Genomic DNA, 20191 nt, shown 5'->3' on the forward strand with positions numbered 1-20191 from the left:
TTCCCGAAAAAGTTGGTAAGCTTGATTATAACGTCGAAATCCGGGAAGCACAAGTGAGTTACCAAATAGTAAGCCGCATAGAATGCGTCACCGGCCGCATAAAAATGAAACCATAGGGAGGGAGCGTTATGGAATGCCGGATATCCGAGCTGCGCTACAAGGAGATCATCAACGTACAGGACGGCAGCCGCTACGGCTATGTGGGGGACGTGGAAGTGGATCTGGACAGCGGGCAGGTCCTTGCTCTGGTGGTGCCGGGGCGGCTGCGCCTGTTCGGACTTTTGGGCCGGGAGGAGGATACGGTGTTTCCCTGGACGTCCGTGCGGCGCTTTGGGGCGGACACCATCCTGGTGGAGGCCGCACAGGTCCGGACCGGAACGGGGCGCAGGCGGTAATATTTGCATCTTTCCCCATTGCGGCGCGAAAGCGCCCGTGGTATACTGTGGAGGTTCCAATACCAAATACCACAGGAGGATACGCCTATGTGCGGCATCGTTGGTTTTATCGGCAGGGAGGAGGCCGCTCCGATCCTGCTGGACGGTCTGGCCCGGCTGGAATATCGGGGTTATGACTCCGCGGGCATCGCAGTCTATGGAGCGAAGGAGGGCCTGCAGGTGGTCAAGGCCAAGGGACGCCTGCGGGTGCTCGACGACATCGTGGCCGGCGGCAAGACCATCCACGGCCATATGGGACTGGGTCACACCCGTTGGGCCACCCATGGGGAGCCTTCCGACGTGAACTCCCACCCCCATGTCAGTGAGGACGGCCGGATCGCTGTAGTCCATAACGGTATTATCGAAAATTATGTGGAGATCAAGGAGTTTTTACAGGCACAGGGCGTACACTTTGCCTCCGAGACCGATACGGAGGTGGTGGCGCAGCTTCTGGAATACTACTATAAGGACGGCCAGGACGATTTGCTGGGCGCGGTGGTCAAGGTGCTCCACCGCATCCAGGGCGCCTATGCCTTCGGCATCATCTGCGCCGACCGGCCGGACGAGCTGATCGCCGCCCGGAAGGACAGCCCGCTGATCCTGGGCTACGGCAAGGGGTTCCACTTTCTGGCTTCCGATGTGACCGCCGTCATCAAATACACCCGTGAGGTCTCCTATCTGGACGACGGGGATATCGCGGTTCTGACCGCCGACGGGATCCAGGTCTACGACGCGCTGCTCCAGCCGGTGGAGAAGGAGCGCTGCCACGTGGATTGGGAGATCTCCGCCGCCGAAAAGGGCGGTTACGAGCACTTTATGGCCAAGGAGATCATGGAGCAGCCCAAAGCCTTCCGGGATACGGTCTTTCCACGTATCCAGGATGGGCGGGTGGTCTTGGACGATTTGTCCCTTACGCCGGACTACCTGCGTGAAGTGGATAAGCTTTACATTATTGCCTGCGGCTCCTCTTACCATGTGGGGATGACGGCCAAGTACACGCTGGAGCGGCTGCTGCGCAAGCCGGTGGAGGTCACCCTGGCCTCGGAATTCCGCTACTGCGATCCCATTGTCACGGATAAGACCCTGGCCCTGGTCATCAGCCAGTCCGGCGAGACCATCGATACCCTGGCCGCCATGCGGGAGGCCAAGCGCCTCGGGGCGCGGGTACTTTCCATCGTCAATGTGGTTGGCTCCACCATTGCACGGGAGAGCGACGACGTGCTCTACACCTGGGCCGGACCGGAGATCGCCGTGGCCACCACGAAAGCCTACTCCACACAGCTGGCGTTGGTCTACCTGATCGGCCTGTACTGTGCCAGGGCGCTGGAGACCATCCGAGCGGCGGATTACGACGCTATTGTGGAGGAGCTGCTGCTCATCCCGACCAAGCTGGAGGCGATCTTGGAGAACCGGGAGGACATCCAGTACTTTGCCTCGCTGTATTTCAACCATCCGTCCATCTTTTTCATCGGGCGGAACATCGACTATGCCGTGGGACTGGAAGGTTCCCTGAAGCTGAAGGAGATTTCCTACATCCATTCGGAGGCCTACGCCGCCGGGGAATTGAAGCATGGTACGATCTCGCTCATCGAACCGGGTACGCTGGTGGTGGCTTTGGCCGGGTACCGTCCCCTGTTTGAAAAGACCATGAGCAACGTGGTGGAGGTCAAAAGCCGCGGCGCCGACGTACTGGGACTGACGACCCAATCCCGGGGCGACGAGATTCAAAAGACCGTAGACCATGCCATCCTGATCCCGGATACCCACCCCATGCTGCTGCCCTCCCTGGAGGTAGTGCCTCTGCAGCTGTTTGCCTATTACGTGGCGCTGATGCGCGGCTGCGACATCGACAAGCCCCGGAATCTGGCTAAGTCGGTCACGGTGGAGTAAAAAAACGCGCGGCCCCGGCGGTGTACTCCGCCGGGGCCGCGGCTGTTTCCGAGCGTATGCTGCCCTGCCGGGACGTCGGGCCGCCGCTTGTGTTTTGAAATGGAATTTGATATAATACTACGATCTGTATCAATCGTTGGAGTGAATTGCCTATGCTGCGCCGTATCCCTCTGGGGAATATGATGAATCTGCGGGATCTTGGAGGATATCCGCTGCCCGGCGGAGGACATACCGCCTGGGGCCGCCTGCTGCGGGGGGACAATCCCCTGGGGCTGTCGGAGGCGGACGCCGGATGGCTGCTGGAACGAGGCGTAAGGACCGTTATCGACCTGCGCAGCGATGGGGAGCTGGAGCGCAGGCCGGATGAGCTGAGCAGGATTCCCGGTTTTGCTTATCACCACGTTTCCATGGTCGGCGGAGAGAAGCTGCCCAACGAAGAGTCCGACATCGGGCGAGGCTATTTTGCGATGCTGGAACGGAGGGAAAATCCCGCCAGGGTCCTGCGGCTCATTGCACAGGCCGAGGGGGGCGTGTTGTTTCACTGTACGGCGGGCAAAGACCGCACGGGCTGCATCGCCGCATTGCTTTTGAGCCTGGCCGGCGTGGAGCGGAGCGATGTGTTGGCCGACTACCAGATGACGGAGCTGTACATACGGGAGACGGTCCGGCGCATCCGCCGGGAGCACCCGGAGGCGGCGGCGTTCATCGGCCGCTCCCGGCCGGAATATCTGGAGGAATGCCTGACCCTGCTGGAGACGCGGCACGGCACCGTTCTGGAGTATCTGCGCTGGCTGGACCTGACCGACGGAGAACTCGCGCGGCTGAAGGAAAAATTGACATTGGGGGCCTGAGCTTGAGCGCTTTCTCAGATTTTCGCAGCAATATGGACTGGTGGGGACTGGCGACTCTTCTGATCAGCGTGGCGGCGGCCCTGCTGAACATCACCCTCCACGAGCTCTCCCACGGCGTTGCGGCCTGGCGCCTGGGGGACCCCACCGCGAAAAACGCCGGACGGCTCACCCTCAACCCGATAAAGCACCTGGACCCGGTAGGACTGATCATGATGGTGGTGGCCCGGGTGGGGTGGGCAAAGCCGGTTCCGGTGGACATGCGTTACTTTAAACACCCCAAACGCGGCATGGCGCTCACCGCCCTGGCGGGGCCCGCCTGCAATTTTCTGCTGGCCTTCGCTGCGGTGGGGGGAAGCGCCCTGATCTATCGCTTTGCTCCGCTGAACCACGCCAGCCTGCTGGGACTGTGCGTTTTGTCCAATCTGGCGCTTCTGGGCACAGGCATGGGGCTTTTTAACCTGATCCCCATCTCCCCGCTGGACGGCTCGAAGATCCTGTTTGCCCTGCTGCCCGACCGGATCTACCACACCATCCTGCGTTATGAGCGCTATGTGATGATCGTGATGATCCTGCTGGTCGTCTCCGGCGTGTTCGATACGCCGCTGTCCTTCCTGATGACGCATGTGCTCCAGCTGTTCTGTTCGGCCACGGGCATGTCGCTGGACTGGCTGCTGGTCAGCCGGAATGCATCTGTGATTTTGAATCTGTTATGAGGTGAGCCCCATCGAAACGCCGATTTTTCATCTGGAAAAGGTGGTCCGGGCCAGGGACGAGGATCTGGAGGACTTCAACGGCCCGCTGGATCTGATCCTGCATCTGCTCTCCAAAAATAAGATGGAGATCAAGGATATCCAGATCTCCCTCATTCTGGACCAGTATCTGGCGTGGATGGACCAGCGCAAGGAGCTGGATCTGGAGGTGGCCAGCGAATTCGTCACCATGGCGGCCCATCTGGTTTTCATCAAGACCAGGATGCTCCTGTCCATCCACGACGAGGAGGCCCTGAGCGAGATGGAACAGCTCATCGCCTCGCTGGAGGAGCACCAGCGCCACGAGAATTTTGCACGGATCAAGGCGGTCATCCCGGAGCTGTCCGACCGCTACGCCATCGGCCGGGATTATATTGCCAAGGTGCCCGAGCCTATACCGGCGGACAAAAGCTACCGCTACGTCCACCAGAAGGATGATCTCCTGCGGGCGATGACGGCGGTGCTGGAGCGGGTAGACCATAAGATGCCGCCTCCCATGGCGGCCTTCGAGGGCATCGTGGGCCGGGAGCCCTATCCGGTGGCCGATAAGGCCGGAGAGATCCTCCGGCGGCTGGTCCAGTTCGGCGTGACCCGTTTTCGGACCTTGTTCCAGGGCAACCGCAGCCGTTCGGAGATCGTGGCCACCTTTATTGCCGTGCTGGAGCTGTGCCGGGCCAGGCGGCTGCGCCTGGCGGGCACAGCGTCCGACTGTACGGTTACCTGTATCGACGGGGAGGCCGACCGGACGTTGGAAGTTTCCACTGATCTTTGATCCGAATCTTCATGAAAAAGAGCTTCCGCTGTTTTTAGAGCGCAGAGCGTGTGGAATCCGTGATTTTGAAGGAAAAAAGCGTATCGAACACGCCGGATCGGGGGTAAGATATGGAATTGAAGGAGATCGAATCGGCCATTGAGGGCATCCTCTTTGCCGCCGGGGAGCCGGTGGGCGTGGAACGCATCTGCCTGGCGCTGGAGATCGACAAGGCCACGGCGGACGCCGTGTGCAAGCGCCTGGCCGACTACTACAGCTATGAGCGCCGGGGCATCCGCCTGCTGCGGATGGAGAACAGCTATCAGCTCTGTTCCGCGCCGGAGTTTGCAGCTCCCATCCGCCGGGCCTTTGAGAGCCGCAAGCCCGCCCGCCTGTCCCAGCCTGCGCTGGAGGTGCTTGCCGTCATCGCCTATTACCAGCCCGCTACGCGGGCTTATGTGGACCAGGTGCGCGGCGTGGATAGCTCCTACACGGTGGGACTGCTGTTGGAGCGGGAGCTGATCGAGGAATGCGGCCGTCTGGCAGTGCCGGGACGGCCCATTCAGTACCGCACCACCCAGAATTTCCTGCGCTGCTTCGGACTGTCCAGCCTGGAGGAGCTGCCCGAGCTGCCCAACGCCGGCCCGGAGGACGGGCAGATTACCCTGGAGATGCAGGCGGCGGTGGAGCGGCTGCGGGCCGGCCGGGCGGAAAATGCCGCCCAGACAGAGACCACGGAAGAAGAGCTGGCCCAGGCGGCTCAGGTGCTGGCACGGGCGGAGGAGGAGGCGTAAGACCGGTGAAGGCGCTGTTCATACTGGGAATCGTTCTGCTGGTACTGGTACTGCTGTCCTTCGTTCGATTGGGGGCGCAGGTGGAGTACGCCGCCTCCGGCGTGACGGTCCGTGTCAAGACGGGCCCCTTCCTGCTTACGGTCTTCCCCCGCAGAGGAAACGGGACAAAAGCCGGGTCCGCGCGAAAAAAAAGAAAAAAGAACGGCGCCGCAGCCAAGGAACCGGCCCCAAAGGGAGGCTCAGTGGCTCTGGTGAAAAAATTCTTGCCGCTGATTGCGGAGGCCGCGGGGCGCATGAAGCGCAAGATCCGCATCGACGTGCTCCGGCTGGATCTGACGGTGGCGGCGGCGGACCCGGCGGCGGCGGCCATGGCGTTCGGCGGAGCAAACGCATTCCTCGGTATGATTTGGCCTCTGATCGAGCAAAATTTCAATGTGCAGCAACGGTGTATCCGTACAAGGGTGGACTTTCAGGCGCAGCGCCCCACCGTTGTGCTGTTTGCGCAGCTCACCCTGAGCATCGGAACGGCGCTGCACATGGGGATACGACTGACGGTGCGGTTTTTGCGCCTGTTCGCAGAATATAAGGCGGAACATAAGACCGGCGCCGCGCCCCTCGCCAAGAGCGATTCCTGAGGACCGTTTGCGTCAGAAGAAGGCGCGGAACGTCCGGAATACGGAATGCGCTTCCGGCGTTCCCCATAAAGCTGCGGGGCAAGCGCCCGGCAAAGAGCCGCAGGCGGCCCGCTGCGGCGCGGCCTGTGAAAAACTTCAACCAATACAGAAAGAGGCGGTTAAACATGGAAAAGCAGCATCCCATCGGAGATTTGATGACCACCACCATGCAGAAGATCCGCGAGATCGCGGACGTAAACACCATCATCGGCCAGCCCATTCAGGCGGATGGGGTCACGATCATCCCCGTCTCCAAGCTCAGCGTGGGCTTTGCCTCCGGCGGCAGCGACTTTACGACCAAAAACCAGAAGCCGGAAGAGGACAACGCCTTCGGCGGCGGCGGCGGGGCGGGCATGAACCTGTCTCCTGTGGCCTTCCTGATCGTGAAGGGGGATACGGTCAAGCTCCTGCCCGTGGCGCCGCCGCCGGCCAGCACGGTGGACCGGGTGGTGGAGATGGTGCCCGACGTGATCGACAAGGTCACCGGCTTCCTTGAGAAGCAGCAGGACAAGGGGGATAAAGAGTCCTTCTGAGGCATATACTGACGGCATCGCTTGTTCGAGGTGATGCTTTTTGAAACGGATCCTGCCGCTCCTGCTGTCCCTGCTCCTGCTGTGCCCACCCGCCCGGGCGGCGGAGGCGGCGCCCTGCGTGTCGGCCTCCGCCGCCATCCTGGTGGACGGCGAGAGCGGGCGCGTACTTTACGCCAAGAACCCGGACGAGGAGCGGCTCATTGCCAGTATTACCAAGCTGATGACCGCCCTGGTGGCGGTCCAGGCCCAGCCGGAGCTGGGGCGGGTGGTGACCATCAAGCCGGAATGGACGGGGGCGGAAGGCTCCTCGCTCTACCTGAGTGCCGGAGAACAGATTACGATGGAAGCGCTGCTCTACGGCCTGCTGCTTCATTCGGGCAACGACGCGGCTCTGGCGGTGGCGGGCTTCTGCGGGGGAGATACGGAGACCTTCGTGGGCTGGATGAACGACAAAGCCGTCGCGCTGGGAATGGAACACACGCATTTTACCAATCCCAGCGGCCTGAACGAGGCAGGGCACTATTCCTCGGCTGCCGACATGGCGCTTCTGGCGCGGGCGGTGCTGGCGTCGGAACCGCTGGCCCGGATCGTGAGCACCCGCACCATTACCATCGGGGGGCGGAGCCTCACCAACCACAACCGGCTGCTTTGGCGCTACGAAGGCTGTACCGGGATGAAGACCGGCTACACAGAAAAGGCGGGGCGCACCCTGGTCTCCAGCGCGGAGCGGAATGGGCGGCAGCTCATTGCAGTCACCCTCAACGATCCGGACGACTGGAACGACCATGCGGCTCTGCTGGACTACGGCTTTACCGCTTATTCCAGACAGGTCCTGGTACAGGCGGGGCAGATCTGCGGCAGTCTTCCGGTACAGGGCAGTTTATGCCGCCTGGTATCGGTGCAGGCGGCCGAGGGCCTGGCCTATCCGCTGGCCAGGGGAGAGGAACTCCGGACGGAGCTCCAGCTGCCGCAGCAGGTGCAGGCCCCGGTGACCGCCAGTGCGGAGGCCGGCCGCCTGCGCGTTTATCTGGGCGGCGAACTGGTGGGAGACCTCCCGCTGTGCTACAGCCGGGACGTCCGGGACGACCGCTCGGGTCCGGCCGGTCTGATAAAACGGCTGTGGGATTGGTTCGGAAGGTGAGCGTTCGGATTCAAAGGCTCCATTTCGCGGAAGAAGGGGCCTTTACATAGAAAGGAACGGGCCATGGAGGAACGCCTGCAAAAAATTTTATCCGCCTGCGGGGCGGCCTCCCGCCGGACGGCAGAGTGCTATCTCTCCGCCGGCCGGGTGACCGTCAACGGAATGCCTGCCCGGGTGGGGGACAAGGCCGACCCGGAGCGGGACGATATCCGACTGGACGGACGGAGCCTGACGCGGCCTCAGGCGCGCACCTATCTGATGCTTCACAAGCCGCGGGGATACGTGACCACCCTCTCCGACGAGAAGGGGAGACGGACCGTAGCGGAGCTGGTGCGCTCCTGCGGGGCGCGGGTGTGGCCCGTGGGGCGGCTGGACCTGGACTCCGAGGGCCTGCTGCTGATGACCGACGACGGGGCGCTGACCCATAGGCTGACCCATCCCAGCCATGAGGTGGAAAAGGAATACCGGGTATGGGTAAACGGGGATACGGCGGCGGGGCTGCCCGTTCTGCGCGGCCCCATGTCTCTGGACGGCGTTCCCCTTCGTCCTGCAAGGGTGACGCTGCTGGAGCAGACGCCCCGGGGAGACGTTTTGTCCGTGGTGATCCACGAGGGGAAAAACCGTCAGGTCCGGCGTATGTGCGATGCGGCCGGGCTAACGGTGAAGCGCCTGGTGCGGGTCCGGGAGGGCGCGCTGGCGCTGGGCGCGCTCCCCAGCGGCCGCTGGCGGCGGCTGACCGGAGAAGAAATTGCACTTTTGCAGGAAAAGTGAAACAACTTGCAAAAAAGGATTGCATTTTGTCCCGTTTCCCGCTATCATATAATTTGAAACGCATTTCTGTTCCAAGGGCGGGCAGAGTACCGGGAGGTCGGACAGCATGACAAAAGATATCTTATCCCTGATCCAAACGAATATGAGCACCTTTTCCAAGGGACAGAAGCTCATTGCAAATTTCATCCTGGAGTCTTACGACAAGGCAGCCTTCATGACGGCCAGCAAGCTGGGCAAAACGGTGTGCGTCAGCGAGTCCACGGTGGTGCGCTTTGCCGCGGAGCTGGGCTACGACGGATATCCCGCCATGCAGAAGGCCCTGCAGGAGATGATCCGCAGCAAGCTCACTTCCGTGCAGCGCATCGAGGTCTCCAACGATCGTATCGGCAATCAGGACATCCTGTCCATGGTCATGCAGTCGGATATCGAGAAGATTCACCTCACGCTGGAGGAGACCGACCGGGCGCAGTTCGATCAGGCGGTGGACGCCATCGTCTCCGCCCGCCACATCTACATTCTGGGCGTGCGTTCCGCCGCCGCCATTGCAAGCTTTTTGGGCTTCTATTTTAACCTGATCTTTGATAATGTCACGGTCGTCCATGCGACCTCCACCAGCGAGGTGTTCGAACAGCTCCTGCGCATTGGGCCTCAGGATGTGATCGTCGGCATCAGCTTTCCCCGTTATTCCCGCCGCACGGTCAAGGCCATGCAGTTTGCCCATGACCGGGGCGCGGCCGTGCTCGCCCTGACCGACAGCGAGGCGTCCCCGCTGGCGCCCATCGCGACCCTGACGCTGCTGGCCAAGAGCGATATGGCTTCCTTTGTGGACTCTCTGGTGGCCCCCCTCAGCTTGGTCAACGCGCTGATCGTGGCCATCGGAAGGAAAAAGAACGACGATTTGTCCCATACCTTCGAGACTCTGGAGCAGATCTGGGACGAATATGAAGTCTATGAAAAGGTTGAAGAGCAGAATTGACTGACATCATCGTGATCGGCGGCGGGGCGGCCGGATGTATGGCCGCCCTTGCCGCCGCCCGCCGGGGCGCCCGTGTGACCCTGCTGGAGCGCAACCCGAAGCTGGGGCGCAAGCTTTATATCACCGGCAAGGGCCGCTGCAACGTGACCAACGACTGCGCCGTCCCGCAGGTGCTCCAGAACGTCCCCCATAACAGCCGTTTCCTGACCAGCGCCGTCACCCGATTCCCGCCGGAGTCGGTGAAGGCGTTTTTTGAGGGAGAGGGGGTCCCGCTGAAGACGGAGCGGGGGGGACGGGTATTTCCCTGTTCCGATCAGGCCGCCGATATCATCGACGCCCTGCTGCGCGCCCTGCGCCGGGCCCGCGTGGCGATCGTGCAGGACCGGGCCTGCGGGCTTTTGCTGGAGGCGGGCGCACTCGCCGGGGTAAAGGGAGCGCACGCAGACTATCCCTGCAGAGCCGTTGTCATCGCCACGGGAGGCGTATCCTATCCGCTGACCGGCTCGACCGGAGACGGATACGAGCTGGCCCGTGCGCTGGGGCATACCCTGCTGCCGCCCAGGCCCTCTCTGGTCCCGCTGGAGGCAGAGGGGGATCTCTGCGCCCGGATGCAGGGGCTCTCGCTTCGCAATGTGGGAGTGCAGGTAAAAAACAGTGGGAAAAAGACGGTCTATGCCGCTCAGGGCGAACTTTTATTTACCCATTTCGGCCTGTCCGGACCGCTGATCCTCAGCGCCAGCGCCCACATGCGGGACTTTGAGCGCGAACATTACACCATTCGCATCGATCTCAAACCGGCCCTGGAGGAGGAGACGCTGGACCGCCGCCTGCTGCGGGAATTTGAGGAGAATGCAAACCGGGATCTCCACAATGTGCTGGAGCATCTGGCGCCCCGCCTGATGGCGCCGGTCCTGGCCGAGCGCTCCGGAATCCCGGCGGACCGTAAGGTCCATTCCATTACGAAAGCGGAACGCCGGCGGCTGCTGGAAACCATGAAGGGGCTGCAGGTGGAAATCCGGGGGCCGCGCCCCATCGCAGAGGCCATCGTCACCTCCGGCGGCGTGAAGACCGCAGAGGTCGACCCGGGGACCATGGCCTCCAAACGCCTGCCGGGTGTCTTTTTTGCCGGCGAGGTGCTGGATGTGGACGCTTATACGGGCGGCTTCAACCTCCAGATCGCCTGGTCCACCGGCCATGCCGCCGGAGAGGGCGCCGCTCAATACTGCCAGGGGGAAGACGCATGAATTATCACAGTATCGCCATCGACGGGCCCTCCGGGGCGGGGAAGTCCACCCTGGCCCGGATGCTGGCGCAGGAATTGGGCTATCTCTATGTGGATACCGGGGCGATCTACCGCACCGTCGGGCTGTGCGCGTTCCGGAAGGGCGTGGAGCCTACCGACGCCCGGGCGGTGACCGCGCTGTTGGACGGAATGGAGATCGATCTGCGGTATGAGCAGGACGGTGTGCAGCATATGTATCTGGACGGCGAGGACGTCACCCGGGAGATCCGCCGCCATGAGATTTCACGTTACGCCTCCGACGTATCCGCCATCCCCGCGGTGCGCGCGTTTTTGCTGGAGCGCCAGCGGGAACTGGCCCGGCGCGGCGATGTGATCATGGACGGACGGGACATCGGCACGGTGGTGCTGCCCGGGGCCGACGTGAAGCTGTTTCTCACCGCCTCGGCCCAGGACCGGGCCCGGCGCAGGTTTGCCGAGCTGCAGCAGCGGGGACAGGAGACCGATTATGAGACGGTGCTCCGCGATATTCGAAAGCGGGACGAAAACGACACCCGCCGTGCGGCGGCTCCGCTGCGGCAGGCGGAGGACGCCCTGCTGGTGGATACTACCGGGAATACCCTGGAGGAGAGCTTCCAGGTGCTTTTGCAGACCATTAAGGAGCGTTTACAGGCATGAATATCGTCTATATCCTGGCCTATCTTGTGATTTGGCCGGTGTTTCGCCTACTCAAGCCCACCAAAGCGATCCAGAAGCAGAATCTGCCGAAGGGCGGGGCGCTTTACTGTGCCAATCACACCCGTATGAGCGACCCGCTTTTTGTGGCCTATGCCATGGGATGGCCCAACCAGATTCATGTGATGGCCAAGGAGGAGGTCATGCATTGGCCCGTCCTGGGCTGGATCCTGAAGCACGGCGGGATCTTCGGCGTCAAACGGGGACAGTCCGATGTAGCGGCCATCAAAACCGCCATGAAGTACCTGAAGGCGGGGGAGAAGCTGCTCATGTTCCCCGAGGGGACCCGTCATCAGGACGGGGAGTTTGGAGACGCCAAGACCGGAGCGGCCATGCTGGCGGTACGCACCGGGGTACCCATCGTTCCCATTTACATGCCGGCGGAAAAGAAATGGTTCCGGTTGAATCCCGTCGTTTTTGGGCAGCCCTATTATCCCAAGGTGGCCGGACGGAAAGGCACTGCGGAGGAGTATCGCGCCATCGCGGAAGACCTGATGCGGCGCATCGAGGCGCTGAAGCCTCTGGCGGGGCGATGAAGCTGGAGCTGGCCCGCTCCGCCGGATTTTGCTACGGGGTGCGCCGGGCGGTCGAGATGGCGGAGCAGGCGGCCCGTTCGGGCTGCCGCTGTGTGATGCTGGGGCCTGTGATCCACAACGGCAGCGTGATCGAGCGCCTGAAGGCCCAGGGGGTAGCGCTGGCGGAGACGCCCGAACAGGTCCCGGAGGGCGCGGCGGTCATCATCCGTTCCCATGGGGAGGGAAGGCCGGTCCATCAGGCGCTGGCGGCACGGGGCTGCCGCGTGATCGACGCCACCTGCCCCAACGTCGCGCGCATCCATCATCTGGTGGCCCGGGCCGAAGCGGAAGGGCGGCAGGTGCTTATCATCGGTATGCGCGCGCATCCGGAAGTGCAGGCCATTGCCGGCTGGTGCGGACACCCTGTGGTACTGGAGGGGGCGCAGGAGCTGGAGCAATGGCTGCAGGAAGGTCCGGAGCGGAAGTCGCTTCCGCTCACGATGGTCTCTCAGACCACCTCCACGCAGATGATTTGGGATTTGAGCGTAGAAAAAGCAAAAAAACAGTGTACAAACTTAAAAATTTTTGATACAATATGTAATGCTACGTATAAACGGCAGTCTGAGGCGCAGGCGCTGGCCGCCCGCTGTGGGGCTATGATCGTCATCGGCGGGCGGGACAGCTCCAATACCAAACGGCTGTGGGAATTATGCGCGGCGCTCTGCCCGGATACGGTTTGGATCGAACGTGCGGCGGAGCTGGAACCTTCCAACCTGTGTCGGAAGGCTTCTATTGGAATCACTGCGGGCGCGTCCACGCCTGGGTGGATTATAAAGGAGGTCTATGACAAAATGAGCGACGAAAACTTTGAGATCGAGGAATCCTTCGCTGAAATGCTGGAGAAGTCGATCAAAACTTTAAATACAGGGGAGAAGGTTACGGGCGTTGTCACTGGGATTGCACCCACGGAGATCTATGTGGATCTTGGCACCAAGCATGCCGGTTACATACCGGTGTCCGAGCTGACCGATGATCCCACTGTAAAGGTCGAGGACCTGGTAAAGGTCGGCGACGAGATCGAAACCTATGTCATGCGCGTCAACGACCAGGAGGGCGTTGTCACCCTGTCCAAGAAGCGCCTTGACACCGTGAAGAGCTGGGACGACATCGAGCAGGCCCGGGAGGAGCACACCACCGTCGAGGGTGTGGTAACCGAGGAAAACAAGGGCGGCGTTGTCGTCAACATCAAGGGCGTGCGGGTCTTCATCCCCGCGTCCCAGACCGGTCTGCCCCGGGATGCCGCCATGTCCGAGCTGCTCAAGAAGAAGGTGCGCCTGCGCATCACCGAGGTCAACCGCGCCCGCCGCCGCGTGGTGGGCTCCATCCGTGCCGTCGAGGCCGAGGAGCGCGCCGCCAAGGCTGCCGAGGTGTGGAACAACATTGAAGAGGGCAAGCGCTACAGCGGCACCGTTAAGAGCCTGACCTCCTACGGCGCTTTCGTGGACATCGGCGGCGTGGACGGCATGGTCCATATCTCCGAGCTGTCCTGGTCCCGCATCAAGCACCCCTCCGAGGTGGTCTCCGTAGGCGACAGCGTTGAGGTGTATGTCATCTCCTTTGACCCGGAGAAGAAGAAGATCTCTCTGGGGATGAAGGACCGCGGCCAAGATCCCTGGTCTGTGTTTACCGGCAAGTATAACATCGGCGACACCGCCAATGTCCGTGTGGTCAAGCTGATGACGTTCGGAGCCTTCGCCGAGATCGTTCCCGGCGTGGACGGCCTGATTCACATCTCCCAGATCGCGGACCACCGCATCGACAAGCCTGGCGACGTTCTGTCCGAGGGCCAGATGGTGGATGTGAAGATCACGGATATTGACTACGACCACAAGAAGGTCTCCCTGTCCATCCGCGCCCTGCTGGAGGATGCCCAGCGCACCCAGAGCGCCGGCGCGGCGGAGGGCGAGGACGCCGTGGTGGCTTCCTCCGACAGCGAGGGTACCGAGGTCGCAGCCGACTTCAACGAAGAGTAATTATTTCTTGCATGAAAAAGGGCGCCGTTTCCGGCCGGAAACGGCGCCCTTTTTCCCTTTTCTTTTTTTATACGGGAAATTTACTTGCAAAAGGTTGTGAAAACGGATATAATTAGTTTTGTTCAGGCAGAAAAGAGAAGCGATTACAGTTCGGAATGTTCCGCATTGGGAGGTGGGATCATGTTTCAGGTAGGCGATAAGATCGTTCATCCGATGCATGGTGCTGGTGTCATCGACAGCATCGTGCAGAAGAAGATCAACGGCGTGGTTCGGGATTACTATATCCTCAAGCTGCCGGTGGGCGGCATGATGGTCATGATCCCCACCGCGAACAGTGCGGAGATCGGGGTGCGTCCGGTGGTCAAAAAGGATGAGGCCGATCAGGTCATCGCCGCCATGCCCGACATCGAGGTGGACATGACCCAGAACTGGAACCGGCGCTATCGGGAAAATATGCTGCGGCTGAAGAGCGGCGATCTGATCGAGGTGGCCCGGGTGGTCAAGGGCCTGATGCTCCGGGACGGAGAGCGCGGCCTCTCGACCGGAGAGCGAAAGATGCTTCATTCCGCCAAGCAGATCCTCATATCGGAGATCGTGCTCTCGCAAAATGCCAGTTATGAGGATGTAGAGGCGCGGATCAATACCGCCTTGACATGACCGGACCTCTGCGCGCATAATATGGACAAAGCAGAAAAAGGAGCCATGTGGGCTCCTTTTTTGTGAAGGAGGGAGCGCTGTATGGCCGGTTGGTTGGGGCGCCTATTTCACCGGAAGAAGGACGAGCCGCTCCGCTGTACCGCGGTGGTGGCTGCAGCGGGCAGCTCCGCGCGGATGGAGGGACAGGATAAGCTCCTGCTGCTCCTGGGGGAACAGCCGGTGCTGGTCCATGCCCTTCGGGCGCTGGAGCTTTGCCCCTATATCACGGAGATCGTAATCGTCACACGGGAAGACCGGATCGTACCCGTTGGGCAGCTGTGCAGGGACTATGCCTTTTCCAAGGTGAGCAAGGTCATCGTGGGGGGCGATACCCGGACGGCTTCGGTGCTGGCCGGGGTACGGGAGGCGGAGGAGGGCGCGTCCCTCATTGCCGTTCATGACGGCGCCCGCCCTCTGGTGAGCCAGTCGGTGCTGGAGCAGGTCATTCTTCGTGCCCGGGAATGCGGCGCGGCTGCGCCGGCGGTGCCGGTGAAGGATACCCTCAAGCAGGCGAAGGACGGCGTTGTCACCGCGACCCCGGACCGGGCGTCTCTCTACGCTGTGCAGACGCCGCAGGTCTTTGAGGCGGCCCTGATCCGGACGGCGCTGACGAAGGCTCTGGAAGAGGGGGCATCCCTCACCGACGACTGTTCTGCCGTGGAACGGCTGGGCGTCGGGGTTGCCCTGACCCGGGGCGATTATCGGAACATCAAGATCACCACCCCTGAGGACCTGGCGATCGGGGAGGCACTTTTCGAATGGAGTGAAAGCCAATGAGAATCGGACACGGTTACGACGTGCACAAGCTGGAAAACGGCCGCAAGCTGATCCTGGGCGGGGTGGATATCCCCTATGAAAAGGGCCTGTTGGGCCATTCCGACGCAGATGTGCTGGTCCATGCGGTGATGGACGCCCTGCTGGGCGCCGCAGGACTTGGGGATATCGGGAAGGCCTTTCCGGATACCGACCCGGCCTATGAGGGGATCAGCAGCTTGCGGCTGCTGGATATGGTGATGGACTTGCTGCGGCAGGCCGGCCTCCGGGTAAGCAATGTGGACGCCACGATCCTGGCGCAGCGCCCACGGCTCTCGCCCTATATCCAGCGGATGCGGGAGAATCTGGCGATGCATATGGATATCTCGGCCGGGCGGATCAACGTAAAGGCGACGACGGAAGAAGGCCTGGGCTTTACCGGCGCACGGGAAGGGATGGCGGCCCATGCGGTGTGCCTGTTGGAGGAATTGTAGGCGACCGTCTTCTTAGACCGAATGTAGGCGCGCCCGTTTGTGCGGGTTCGATGCCTGCGATACGGGCTCCGAGTCCGACAGAGCAGGAAAAGACCGGGCCAAGGCACGCCCGCCGATGCGGACCAAACGCTCCTCTTGCGCATAGGATAGCGCGAGAGGAGCTTTTCTGTTGCCCTGTCCGCAATGTCCATTCCTCTCAACAGGCCATTTGGTAACAACCGGGAAAGGAATGGTCATTCAATGGTCTATTATCTGATCGTCTGCCGCTCGCTGACGTATGCGCAGCGCACCCACGCCGCTTTGGAACGGGCAGGCATCACATCCCACATCCTGCGTGCGCCCAAGGTGATCGACCAGGAGGGATGCAGCCATGCGGTGAAGGTCTCGGAACGCAGCCTGGCCGATGCGCTGCTGACGCTGGGGCGTGTGGGGCTCACCCCAAAGCGAATCTATATCATGGCCAGCGACGGCAGCTATAAAGAGGTGCTGCTATGATCTATCTGGACAATGCCGCGACCACGCTGCAAAAGCCGCCCGCGGTGCCGCGGGCGGCTTCTTATGCCATGTGCCATATGGCCACGCCGGGCCGGGGCGGACACGCGCCCGCCATGCTGGCGGCGGACACGGCCTTCGCCTGCCGGCAGGCCGCTGCGGAGCTTTTTCAGGTAGAGGGACCGGAGCAGGTGGTCTTCACCTTCAATGCGACCCACGCCCTCAATATTGCCATCAAATCCCTGGTCAAGCCGGGCGATACCGTGCTTATCTCCGGTTATGAGCACAATGCCGTCACCCGGCCGCTGCATGCACTGGGAGCAGACATACGCGTGGCGTCCGGCCCGCTGTTCGAGCCGGGGGAATTGATGGAGTCCTTCCGCAGCCAGCTCAAGGGCGTATCCTGTGTGATCTGCAACCATGTCTCCAACGTTTTTGGTTATATCCTGCCGGTGGAGCGTATGGCGGCTCTGTGCCGGGCAGGGGGGATTCCCTTGATTCTGGACGCATCTCAATCCGCAGGCTGCCTGCCGGTGTCCCTTGCGGAACTGGGTGCGGCCTTCATCGCCATGCCCGGGCATAAGGGACTCTACGGGCCTCAGGGAACCGGGCTGCTCCTGTGCGCCGCCCAGACGCGGCCCCTGCTGGAGGGCGGGACCGGCAGCGCTTCCGCCTGCCAGGAGATGCCGGATTTTCTGCCGGACCGTCTGGAGGCCGGCACTCATAATATTCCCGGCGTGGCCGGGCTGCTGGAGGGCCTGCGCTATGTGAAGGAGCGGGGGACCGGGAGCATTCTGGCACACGAACGGGCCATGACCTGCCTGGCCGCCCGCGGGCTGTCGGAGATACCGGGCGTGATGGTGTATACCGCCGCCGACAGGGTCCGGCAGGCGGGCGTGCTCTCCTTTCAGCTGGACGGAATGGACTGTGAGGCGGTAGGGGACGCCCTGGGCGCCCGCGGCGTGGCGGTCCGCGCCGGGCTGCACTGCGCCCCGCTGGCCCACCAGTCGGCCGGGACCTTTGAAACCGGGACCATTCGGGCCAGCTTTTCCAGCTTCAGCACCCGCAGAGAGGTAGACCAGTTCGTCCGCGAGGTCGCCGCGCTGCGCAGGGGCGCGTAAGAGAGGCCCGGGAGACCCCGCTTAGGGTCTCCCGGGCCTCTCTTACGATCTTTTTCACGTTGTCTGATGATACCAGCCGTTTTCGTAGAGATAGAGGGTCAGCTCCAGACGGAAGCGGTCGCTGGGCACGTGCAGGTCCAGCCCGGTGATCTCCTGGATGCTCTTAAGCCGGTAGACCACGGTGTTGTAATGGGTGTAAAGCTCTTCCGACATGCGGCGCAGATTGCCGAAGTTCCGGAAGTAGCTCTCCAGTGTGTTCATCAGTTCCGTACTGCGGGGCGGGCCGGCGCTCAGCAGCCTGCCCAGCGTCTCCTGGATGTAATCATGCACCTCCTGATCCGGGTCGCTGGCATAGATCAGCCGCAGCAATCCAAGATCATCGAGGCAGGTGAGGCCCCCGCCCTTGGCGGCAGAAGCCCGGAGCGCCACGCGCGCTTCCTGGTCGCTCTGAATCAGCCCGGCCACGCCGGTATGGGGGCGTCCGCATCCGGCGGTGATGTTCAGCGCGTCGTATCCTCGGTTCATCTGCTCCACGAGGGGCGGAAAGCGGCTTGCCAGAGCGGAAAAGCCGTGATCGTCCAGCGGGCTGCTGAGGATGAGCAGGTGTTCCTCTCCGCTGCGTACCCGGCGGACGGACAAGCCCAGGTTGGTCAGCGTGGAGTGGACCTCATTCGCCAGCAGGGTGCGCTGGAACACGCCGGCGTACGGATTTCCGGCGCCCTGCGATTCCGTCAGGCGGGCACGGACGATCAGATGATTTTCCGCAAGATCCATGCCATAGCTTTTGGCGCGGGTCAACTCGCGGGCTTCGTTGGTAATACGGTCCGAGAGAAGGTGGAGGATGAAGTCGTCGAACAACTGATCGCCGCTCTCCCGCACAGTACGCTCCCGGGCGATCTCCAGCGGGATGGTCTGGAGCACACGGGAGAGGATATCCGCATTTTGCTCCTCGATGGGATGCTCCATGTCGTATATGTACAAAAATCCGAAGGAGTGTCCGCCCACCTCCAGCACATACATCCGCGCTCCGGCAATAATGGCGCTGGATTGGGCGTCCCAGGCCAGCCCGGCGAACCGGACTGCGTCGGCCTCCGTAAGAGAAAGGGCGCGCCGGTCGTTGATGCAGTCCAGGATGAGTACGCTGCAGCCCGTCAAATCTGTGACCATCCGGGCGATTTCCTCCAGTCCCGCCCCCTCGACGATGGTGCGGGTGAGCATTTCATTGACGGTGATGGTGCTGTGGAGCAGAGCGGTCTGCCGGCGAAGCAGTTCGTCGGAAACCGCCTTGGTGATATCGGAGAAGCGCACGTCCTCCGGCAGAGCCACCAGAGGCAGGCCCAGCATCTCGGCCTGATTCACCATCGTCTGGGGCACCTGGCCCAGATACTGCCCGGGCTTGACGCAGAGGCCGGACATCCCGCCGGCGGCCAGGGTAGGGATAAACTGGGCCAGGGCGGCGGGATCGTCATGAATGGAGTAGCAGGTGGTGACCATCAGCTCTCCGGCACAGAGCCACTTGTAGTATTCCGGCGTGTCGCTCAGGTTGACGCCGGTCACGACCCGCTCCAGCCCGGTTTGACAGCCCAGCAGGCGGCTGCCCCGGAAAACGGGCAGCGTGAGCAGTTCGGAAAGGCAGGGGTAATAAGAAAGCGAAATACTGCTGCGTTCCATTAGGACACCTCCTGTTGACAATTAACATTATATTACATTTAATGGGAAAATCATCTCGACAATAGTATATAAGAATGTTTGTCGATAGTCAACATATAAAATAAGAAGGCCAAAAGATATAATGTGTAATGTAGACAAGAAATCCGCGGATTACAGCAAAGAATGCGGCAATGTCACATCGAATAAATAAAAGGAGGAATAAGCATGGCGATCATCGACAAAATGGAAGCTCAGTTGCGTCCCCCCACGATCGGGCTCAAACCTTATGAGGCAAAGGTGATCCCTCTGACCAGCGGAGAAGACATGCTGGTGCGGGAGGCCACCTGGGATGAGATCCCTCTGCTGATGGAGACCATTGAGCCGCTGATGAAACAGCCCAAGGATTTTTATGACATCGTCGCCTCCCGCATCTATGCGGAGCTGCTGGGCATGCTGCGCTACCGGGTGCAGGATGAGTATGTGTTCGTAGGCGCGGTGGACGGAGAGATCGCCGGCATCGTCAACGGGCGCCTGGTCAACGACAAGATCGGCATGAGCTACCACACCATCACGCTGAAGCGGGGAGCCCGGGTCGGCGCGCACCTGTTCGCGGCCAAGATGGAGTATCACCTGGACGTGATGGATCAGGACGAGGTCTGGATCGTGGCGGAGAGCCCCAACGGCTTCAAGCGCTGGATGATCGAGTATGAACTGGAGTCCCGTCCCGAGTGCCCCCATGAACTGGGCGGCGTGCCCACCTATGTGCTGACCAAACAGCTGTGGGAGAAGCACAAGGGCGCCAAGTGCACCGGTATCCGGCCCGCCTTCGAGGATGTGATCGAGGCCAATAAGATTCTGCGTAAGCCTGCGAAAATCAGCGTTTGACCGACGCGATGTG

Annotated in this window: 22 protein-coding genes; 21 read left to right on the forward strand and 1 reads right to left on the reverse strand. The window is 61.7% G+C overall.

Going from position 1 to position 20191, the window contains the following annotated elements:
* Nucleotides 1–128 precede the first annotated feature (128 nt).
* The 20 genes from MR825_RS10800 to MR825_RS10895 all read left to right on the forward strand — a co-directional run bounded on the left by MR825_RS10800 (nt 129) and on the right by MR825_RS10895 (nt 17643).
* Nucleotides 129–395, forward strand: a complete 267-nt coding sequence (locus MR825_RS10800; RefSeq protein WP_186906563.1) for a YlmC/YmxH family sporulation protein — start codon at nt 129–131, stop codon at nt 393–395.
* An 87-nt stretch (nt 396–482) separates the two neighbouring features.
* Nucleotides 483–2324 (forward strand): glutamine--fructose-6-phosphate transaminase (isomerizing), encoded by a 1842-nt coding sequence (gene glmS, locus MR825_RS10805; RefSeq protein ID WP_186906562.1) that lies wholly within the window; start codon nt 483–485, stop codon nt 2322–2324.
* Nucleotides 2325–2476: 152 nt separating this feature from the next.
* Complete coding sequence (locus MR825_RS10810) at nt 2477–3175, forward strand: tyrosine-protein phosphatase (RefSeq protein WP_186906561.1); 699 nt, start codon at nt 2477–2479, stop codon at nt 3173–3175.
* 2 nt (nt 3176–3177) lie between these two features.
* A complete protein-coding gene (locus MR825_RS10815; protein ID WP_287880716.1) occupies nt 3178–3888 on the forward strand; it encodes a site-2 protease family protein in 711 nt (236 codons plus the stop codon).
* Between the two features lies 1 nt (nt 3889).
* Nucleotides 3890–4696 (forward strand): segregation and condensation protein A, encoded by an 807-nt coding sequence (locus tag MR825_RS10820; protein WP_352408458.1) that lies wholly within the window; start codon nt 3890–3892, stop codon nt 4694–4696.
* Nucleotides 4697–4806: 110 nt separating this feature from the next.
* Complete coding sequence (scpB, locus tag MR825_RS10825) at nt 4807–5469, forward strand: SMC-Scp complex subunit ScpB (protein WP_186906559.1); 663 nt, start codon at nt 4807–4809, stop codon at nt 5467–5469.
* 5 nt (nt 5470–5474) lie between these two features.
* Nucleotides 5475–6104 (forward strand): DUF2953 domain-containing protein, encoded by a 630-nt coding sequence (locus tag MR825_RS10830; RefSeq protein WP_186906558.1) that lies wholly within the window; start codon nt 5475–5477, stop codon nt 6102–6104.
* Nucleotides 6105–6268: 164 nt separating this feature from the next.
* Nucleotides 6269–6676, forward strand: a complete 408-nt coding sequence (ytfJ, locus tag MR825_RS10835) for a GerW family sporulation protein (protein ID WP_186906557.1) — start codon at nt 6269–6271, stop codon at nt 6674–6676.
* 40 nt (nt 6677–6716) lie between these two features.
* Entirely contained in the window at nt 6717–7817 is a 1101-nt protein-coding gene (locus MR825_RS10840) for a D-alanyl-D-alanine carboxypeptidase family protein (RefSeq protein ID WP_287880719.1), read from the forward strand.
* A 63-nt stretch (nt 7818–7880) separates the two neighbouring features.
* On the forward strand, nt 7881–8588 hold the full coding sequence (locus MR825_RS10845; protein WP_186906555.1) for a pseudouridine synthase: 708 nt from the start codon (nt 7881–7883) through the stop codon (nt 8586–8588).
* A 106-nt stretch (nt 8589–8694) separates the two neighbouring features.
* Complete coding sequence (locus tag MR825_RS10850) at nt 8695–9564, forward strand: MurR/RpiR family transcriptional regulator (protein ID WP_186906554.1); 870 nt, start codon at nt 8695–8697, stop codon at nt 9562–9564.
* Complete coding sequence (locus MR825_RS10855; RefSeq protein ID WP_256174933.1) at nt 9561–10808, forward strand: NAD(P)/FAD-dependent oxidoreductase; 1248 nt, start codon at nt 9561–9563, stop codon at nt 10806–10808. The genes MR825_RS10850 and MR825_RS10855 overlap by 4 nt, the downstream gene beginning before the upstream one ends.
* Nucleotides 10805–11482, forward strand: a complete 678-nt coding sequence (gene cmk / locus MR825_RS10860; protein WP_186906552.1) for a (d)CMP kinase — start codon at nt 10805–10807, stop codon at nt 11480–11482. Before MR825_RS10855 ends, cmk begins: the two co-directional genes overlap by 4 nt.
* Nucleotides 11479–12075, forward strand: a complete 597-nt coding sequence (locus tag MR825_RS10865) for a lysophospholipid acyltransferase family protein (RefSeq protein ID WP_186906551.1) — start codon at nt 11479–11481, stop codon at nt 12073–12075. Before cmk ends, MR825_RS10865 begins: the two co-directional genes overlap by 4 nt.
* Nucleotides 12072–14087, forward strand: coding sequence for a bifunctional 4-hydroxy-3-methylbut-2-enyl diphosphate reductase/30S ribosomal protein S1 (locus MR825_RS10870; protein WP_186906550.1), 2016 nt, complete (start codon nt 12072–12074; stop codon nt 14085–14087). The genes MR825_RS10865 and MR825_RS10870 overlap by 4 nt, the downstream gene beginning before the upstream one ends.
* 180 nt (nt 14088–14267) lie before the next feature.
* Nucleotides 14268–14744, forward strand: a complete 477-nt coding sequence (locus MR825_RS10875) for a CarD family transcriptional regulator (RefSeq protein WP_186906549.1) — start codon at nt 14268–14270, stop codon at nt 14742–14744.
* Between the two features lie 81 nt (nt 14745–14825).
* Nucleotides 14826–15560: a 2-C-methyl-D-erythritol 4-phosphate cytidylyltransferase gene (gene ispD, locus MR825_RS10880; protein WP_256174931.1), complete on the forward strand. Its 735-nt coding sequence runs from the start codon at nt 14826–14828 to the stop codon at nt 15558–15560.
* On the forward strand, nt 15557–16030 hold the full coding sequence (gene ispF / locus MR825_RS10885) for a 2-C-methyl-D-erythritol 2,4-cyclodiphosphate synthase (protein ID WP_186906547.1): 474 nt from the start codon (nt 15557–15559) through the stop codon (nt 16028–16030). The genes ispD and ispF overlap by 4 nt, the downstream gene beginning before the upstream one ends.
* Before the next feature lie 240 nt (nt 16031–16270).
* Complete coding sequence (locus tag MR825_RS10890) at nt 16271–16525, forward strand: DUF3343 domain-containing protein (protein ID WP_186906546.1); 255 nt, start codon at nt 16271–16273, stop codon at nt 16523–16525.
* Nucleotides 16522–17643 carry an aminotransferase class V-fold PLP-dependent enzyme gene (locus MR825_RS10895; RefSeq protein WP_256174930.1) on the forward strand — a complete coding sequence of 374 codons (1122 nt, stop codon included), beginning with the start codon at nt 16522–16524 and terminating at the stop codon, nt 17641–17643. Before MR825_RS10890 ends, MR825_RS10895 begins: the two co-directional genes overlap by 4 nt.
* 54 nt (nt 17644–17697) lie before the next feature.
* On the opposite strand, the gene MR825_RS10900 is transcribed toward MR825_RS10895, so the two are convergent.
* Complete coding sequence (locus MR825_RS10900; RefSeq protein ID WP_186906544.1) at nt 17698–19314, reverse strand: PucR family transcriptional regulator; 1617 nt, start codon at nt 19312–19314, stop codon at nt 17698–17700.
* Between the two features lie 204 nt (nt 19315–19518).
* Here MR825_RS10900 and MR825_RS10905 point away from each other — a divergent pair, with 204 nt between their 5' ends.
* Nucleotides 19519–20178, forward strand: coding sequence for a hypothetical protein (locus tag MR825_RS10905; RefSeq protein ID WP_186906543.1), 660 nt, complete (start codon nt 19519–19521; stop codon nt 20176–20178).
* The last annotated feature ends 13 nt before the right edge of the window (nt 20179–20191 follow it).

The organism is Lawsonibacter sp. (assembly GCF_022777125.1).
Classification (GTDB): Bacteria; Bacillota; Clostridia; order Oscillospirales; family Oscillospiraceae; genus Lawsonibacter_A; species Lawsonibacter_A hominis.

Excerpts from the sequence above, each read along its gene's own strand:
- glmS (WP_186906562.1), top strand. The coding sequence starts at position 483 with ATGTGCGGCATCGTTGGTTTTATCGGCAGGGAGGAGGCCGCTCCGATC.
- scpB (WP_186906559.1), top strand. The coding sequence starts at position 4,807 with ATGGAATTGAAGGAGATCGAATCGGCCATTGAGGGCATCCTCTTTGCC.
- cmk (WP_186906552.1), top strand. The coding sequence starts at position 10,805 with ATGAATTATCACAGTATCGCCATCGACGGGCCCTCCGGGGCGGGGAAG.
- ispD (WP_256174931.1), top strand. The coding sequence starts at position 14,826 with ATGGCCGGTTGGTTGGGGCGCCTATTTCACCGGAAGAAGGACGAGCCG.
- MR825_RS10800 (WP_186906563.1), top strand. The coding sequence starts at position 129 with ATGGAATGCCGGATATCCGAGCTGCGCTACAAGGAGATCATCAACGTA.
- ytfJ (WP_186906557.1), top strand. The coding sequence starts at position 6,269 with ATGGAAAAGCAGCATCCCATCGGAGATTTGATGACCACCACCATGCAG.
- MR825_RS10865 (WP_186906551.1), top strand. The coding sequence starts at position 11,479 with ATGAATATCGTCTATATCCTGGCCTATCTTGTGATTTGGCCGGTGTTT.
- MR825_RS10810 (WP_186906561.1), top strand. The coding sequence starts at position 2,477 with ATGCTGCGCCGTATCCCTCTGGGGAATATGATGAATCTGCGGGATCTT.
- MR825_RS10850 (WP_186906554.1), top strand. The coding sequence starts at position 8,695 with ATGACAAAAGATATCTTATCCCTGATCCAAACGAATATGAGCACCTTT.
- MR825_RS10905 (WP_186906543.1), top strand. The coding sequence starts at position 19,519 with ATGGCGATCATCGACAAAATGGAAGCTCAGTTGCGTCCCCCCACGATC.
- ispF (WP_186906547.1), top strand. The coding sequence starts at position 15,557 with ATGAGAATCGGACACGGTTACGACGTGCACAAGCTGGAAAACGGCCGC.
- MR825_RS10845 (WP_186906555.1), top strand. The coding sequence starts at position 7,881 with ATGGAGGAACGCCTGCAAAAAATTTTATCCGCCTGCGGGGCGGCCTCC.
- MR825_RS10870 (WP_186906550.1), top strand. The coding sequence starts at position 12,072 with ATGAAGCTGGAGCTGGCCCGCTCCGCCGGATTTTGCTACGGGGTGCGC.
- MR825_RS10900 (WP_186906544.1), bottom strand. The coding sequence starts at position 19,314 with ATGGAACGCAGCAGTATTTCGCTTTCTTATTACCCCTGCCTTTCCGAA.
- MR825_RS10875 (WP_186906549.1), top strand. The coding sequence starts at position 14,268 with ATGTTTCAGGTAGGCGATAAGATCGTTCATCCGATGCATGGTGCTGGT.
- MR825_RS10895 (WP_256174930.1), top strand. The coding sequence starts at position 16,522 with ATGATCTATCTGGACAATGCCGCGACCACGCTGCAAAAGCCGCCCGCG.
- MR825_RS10890 (WP_186906546.1), top strand. The coding sequence starts at position 16,271 with ATGGTCTATTATCTGATCGTCTGCCGCTCGCTGACGTATGCGCAGCGC.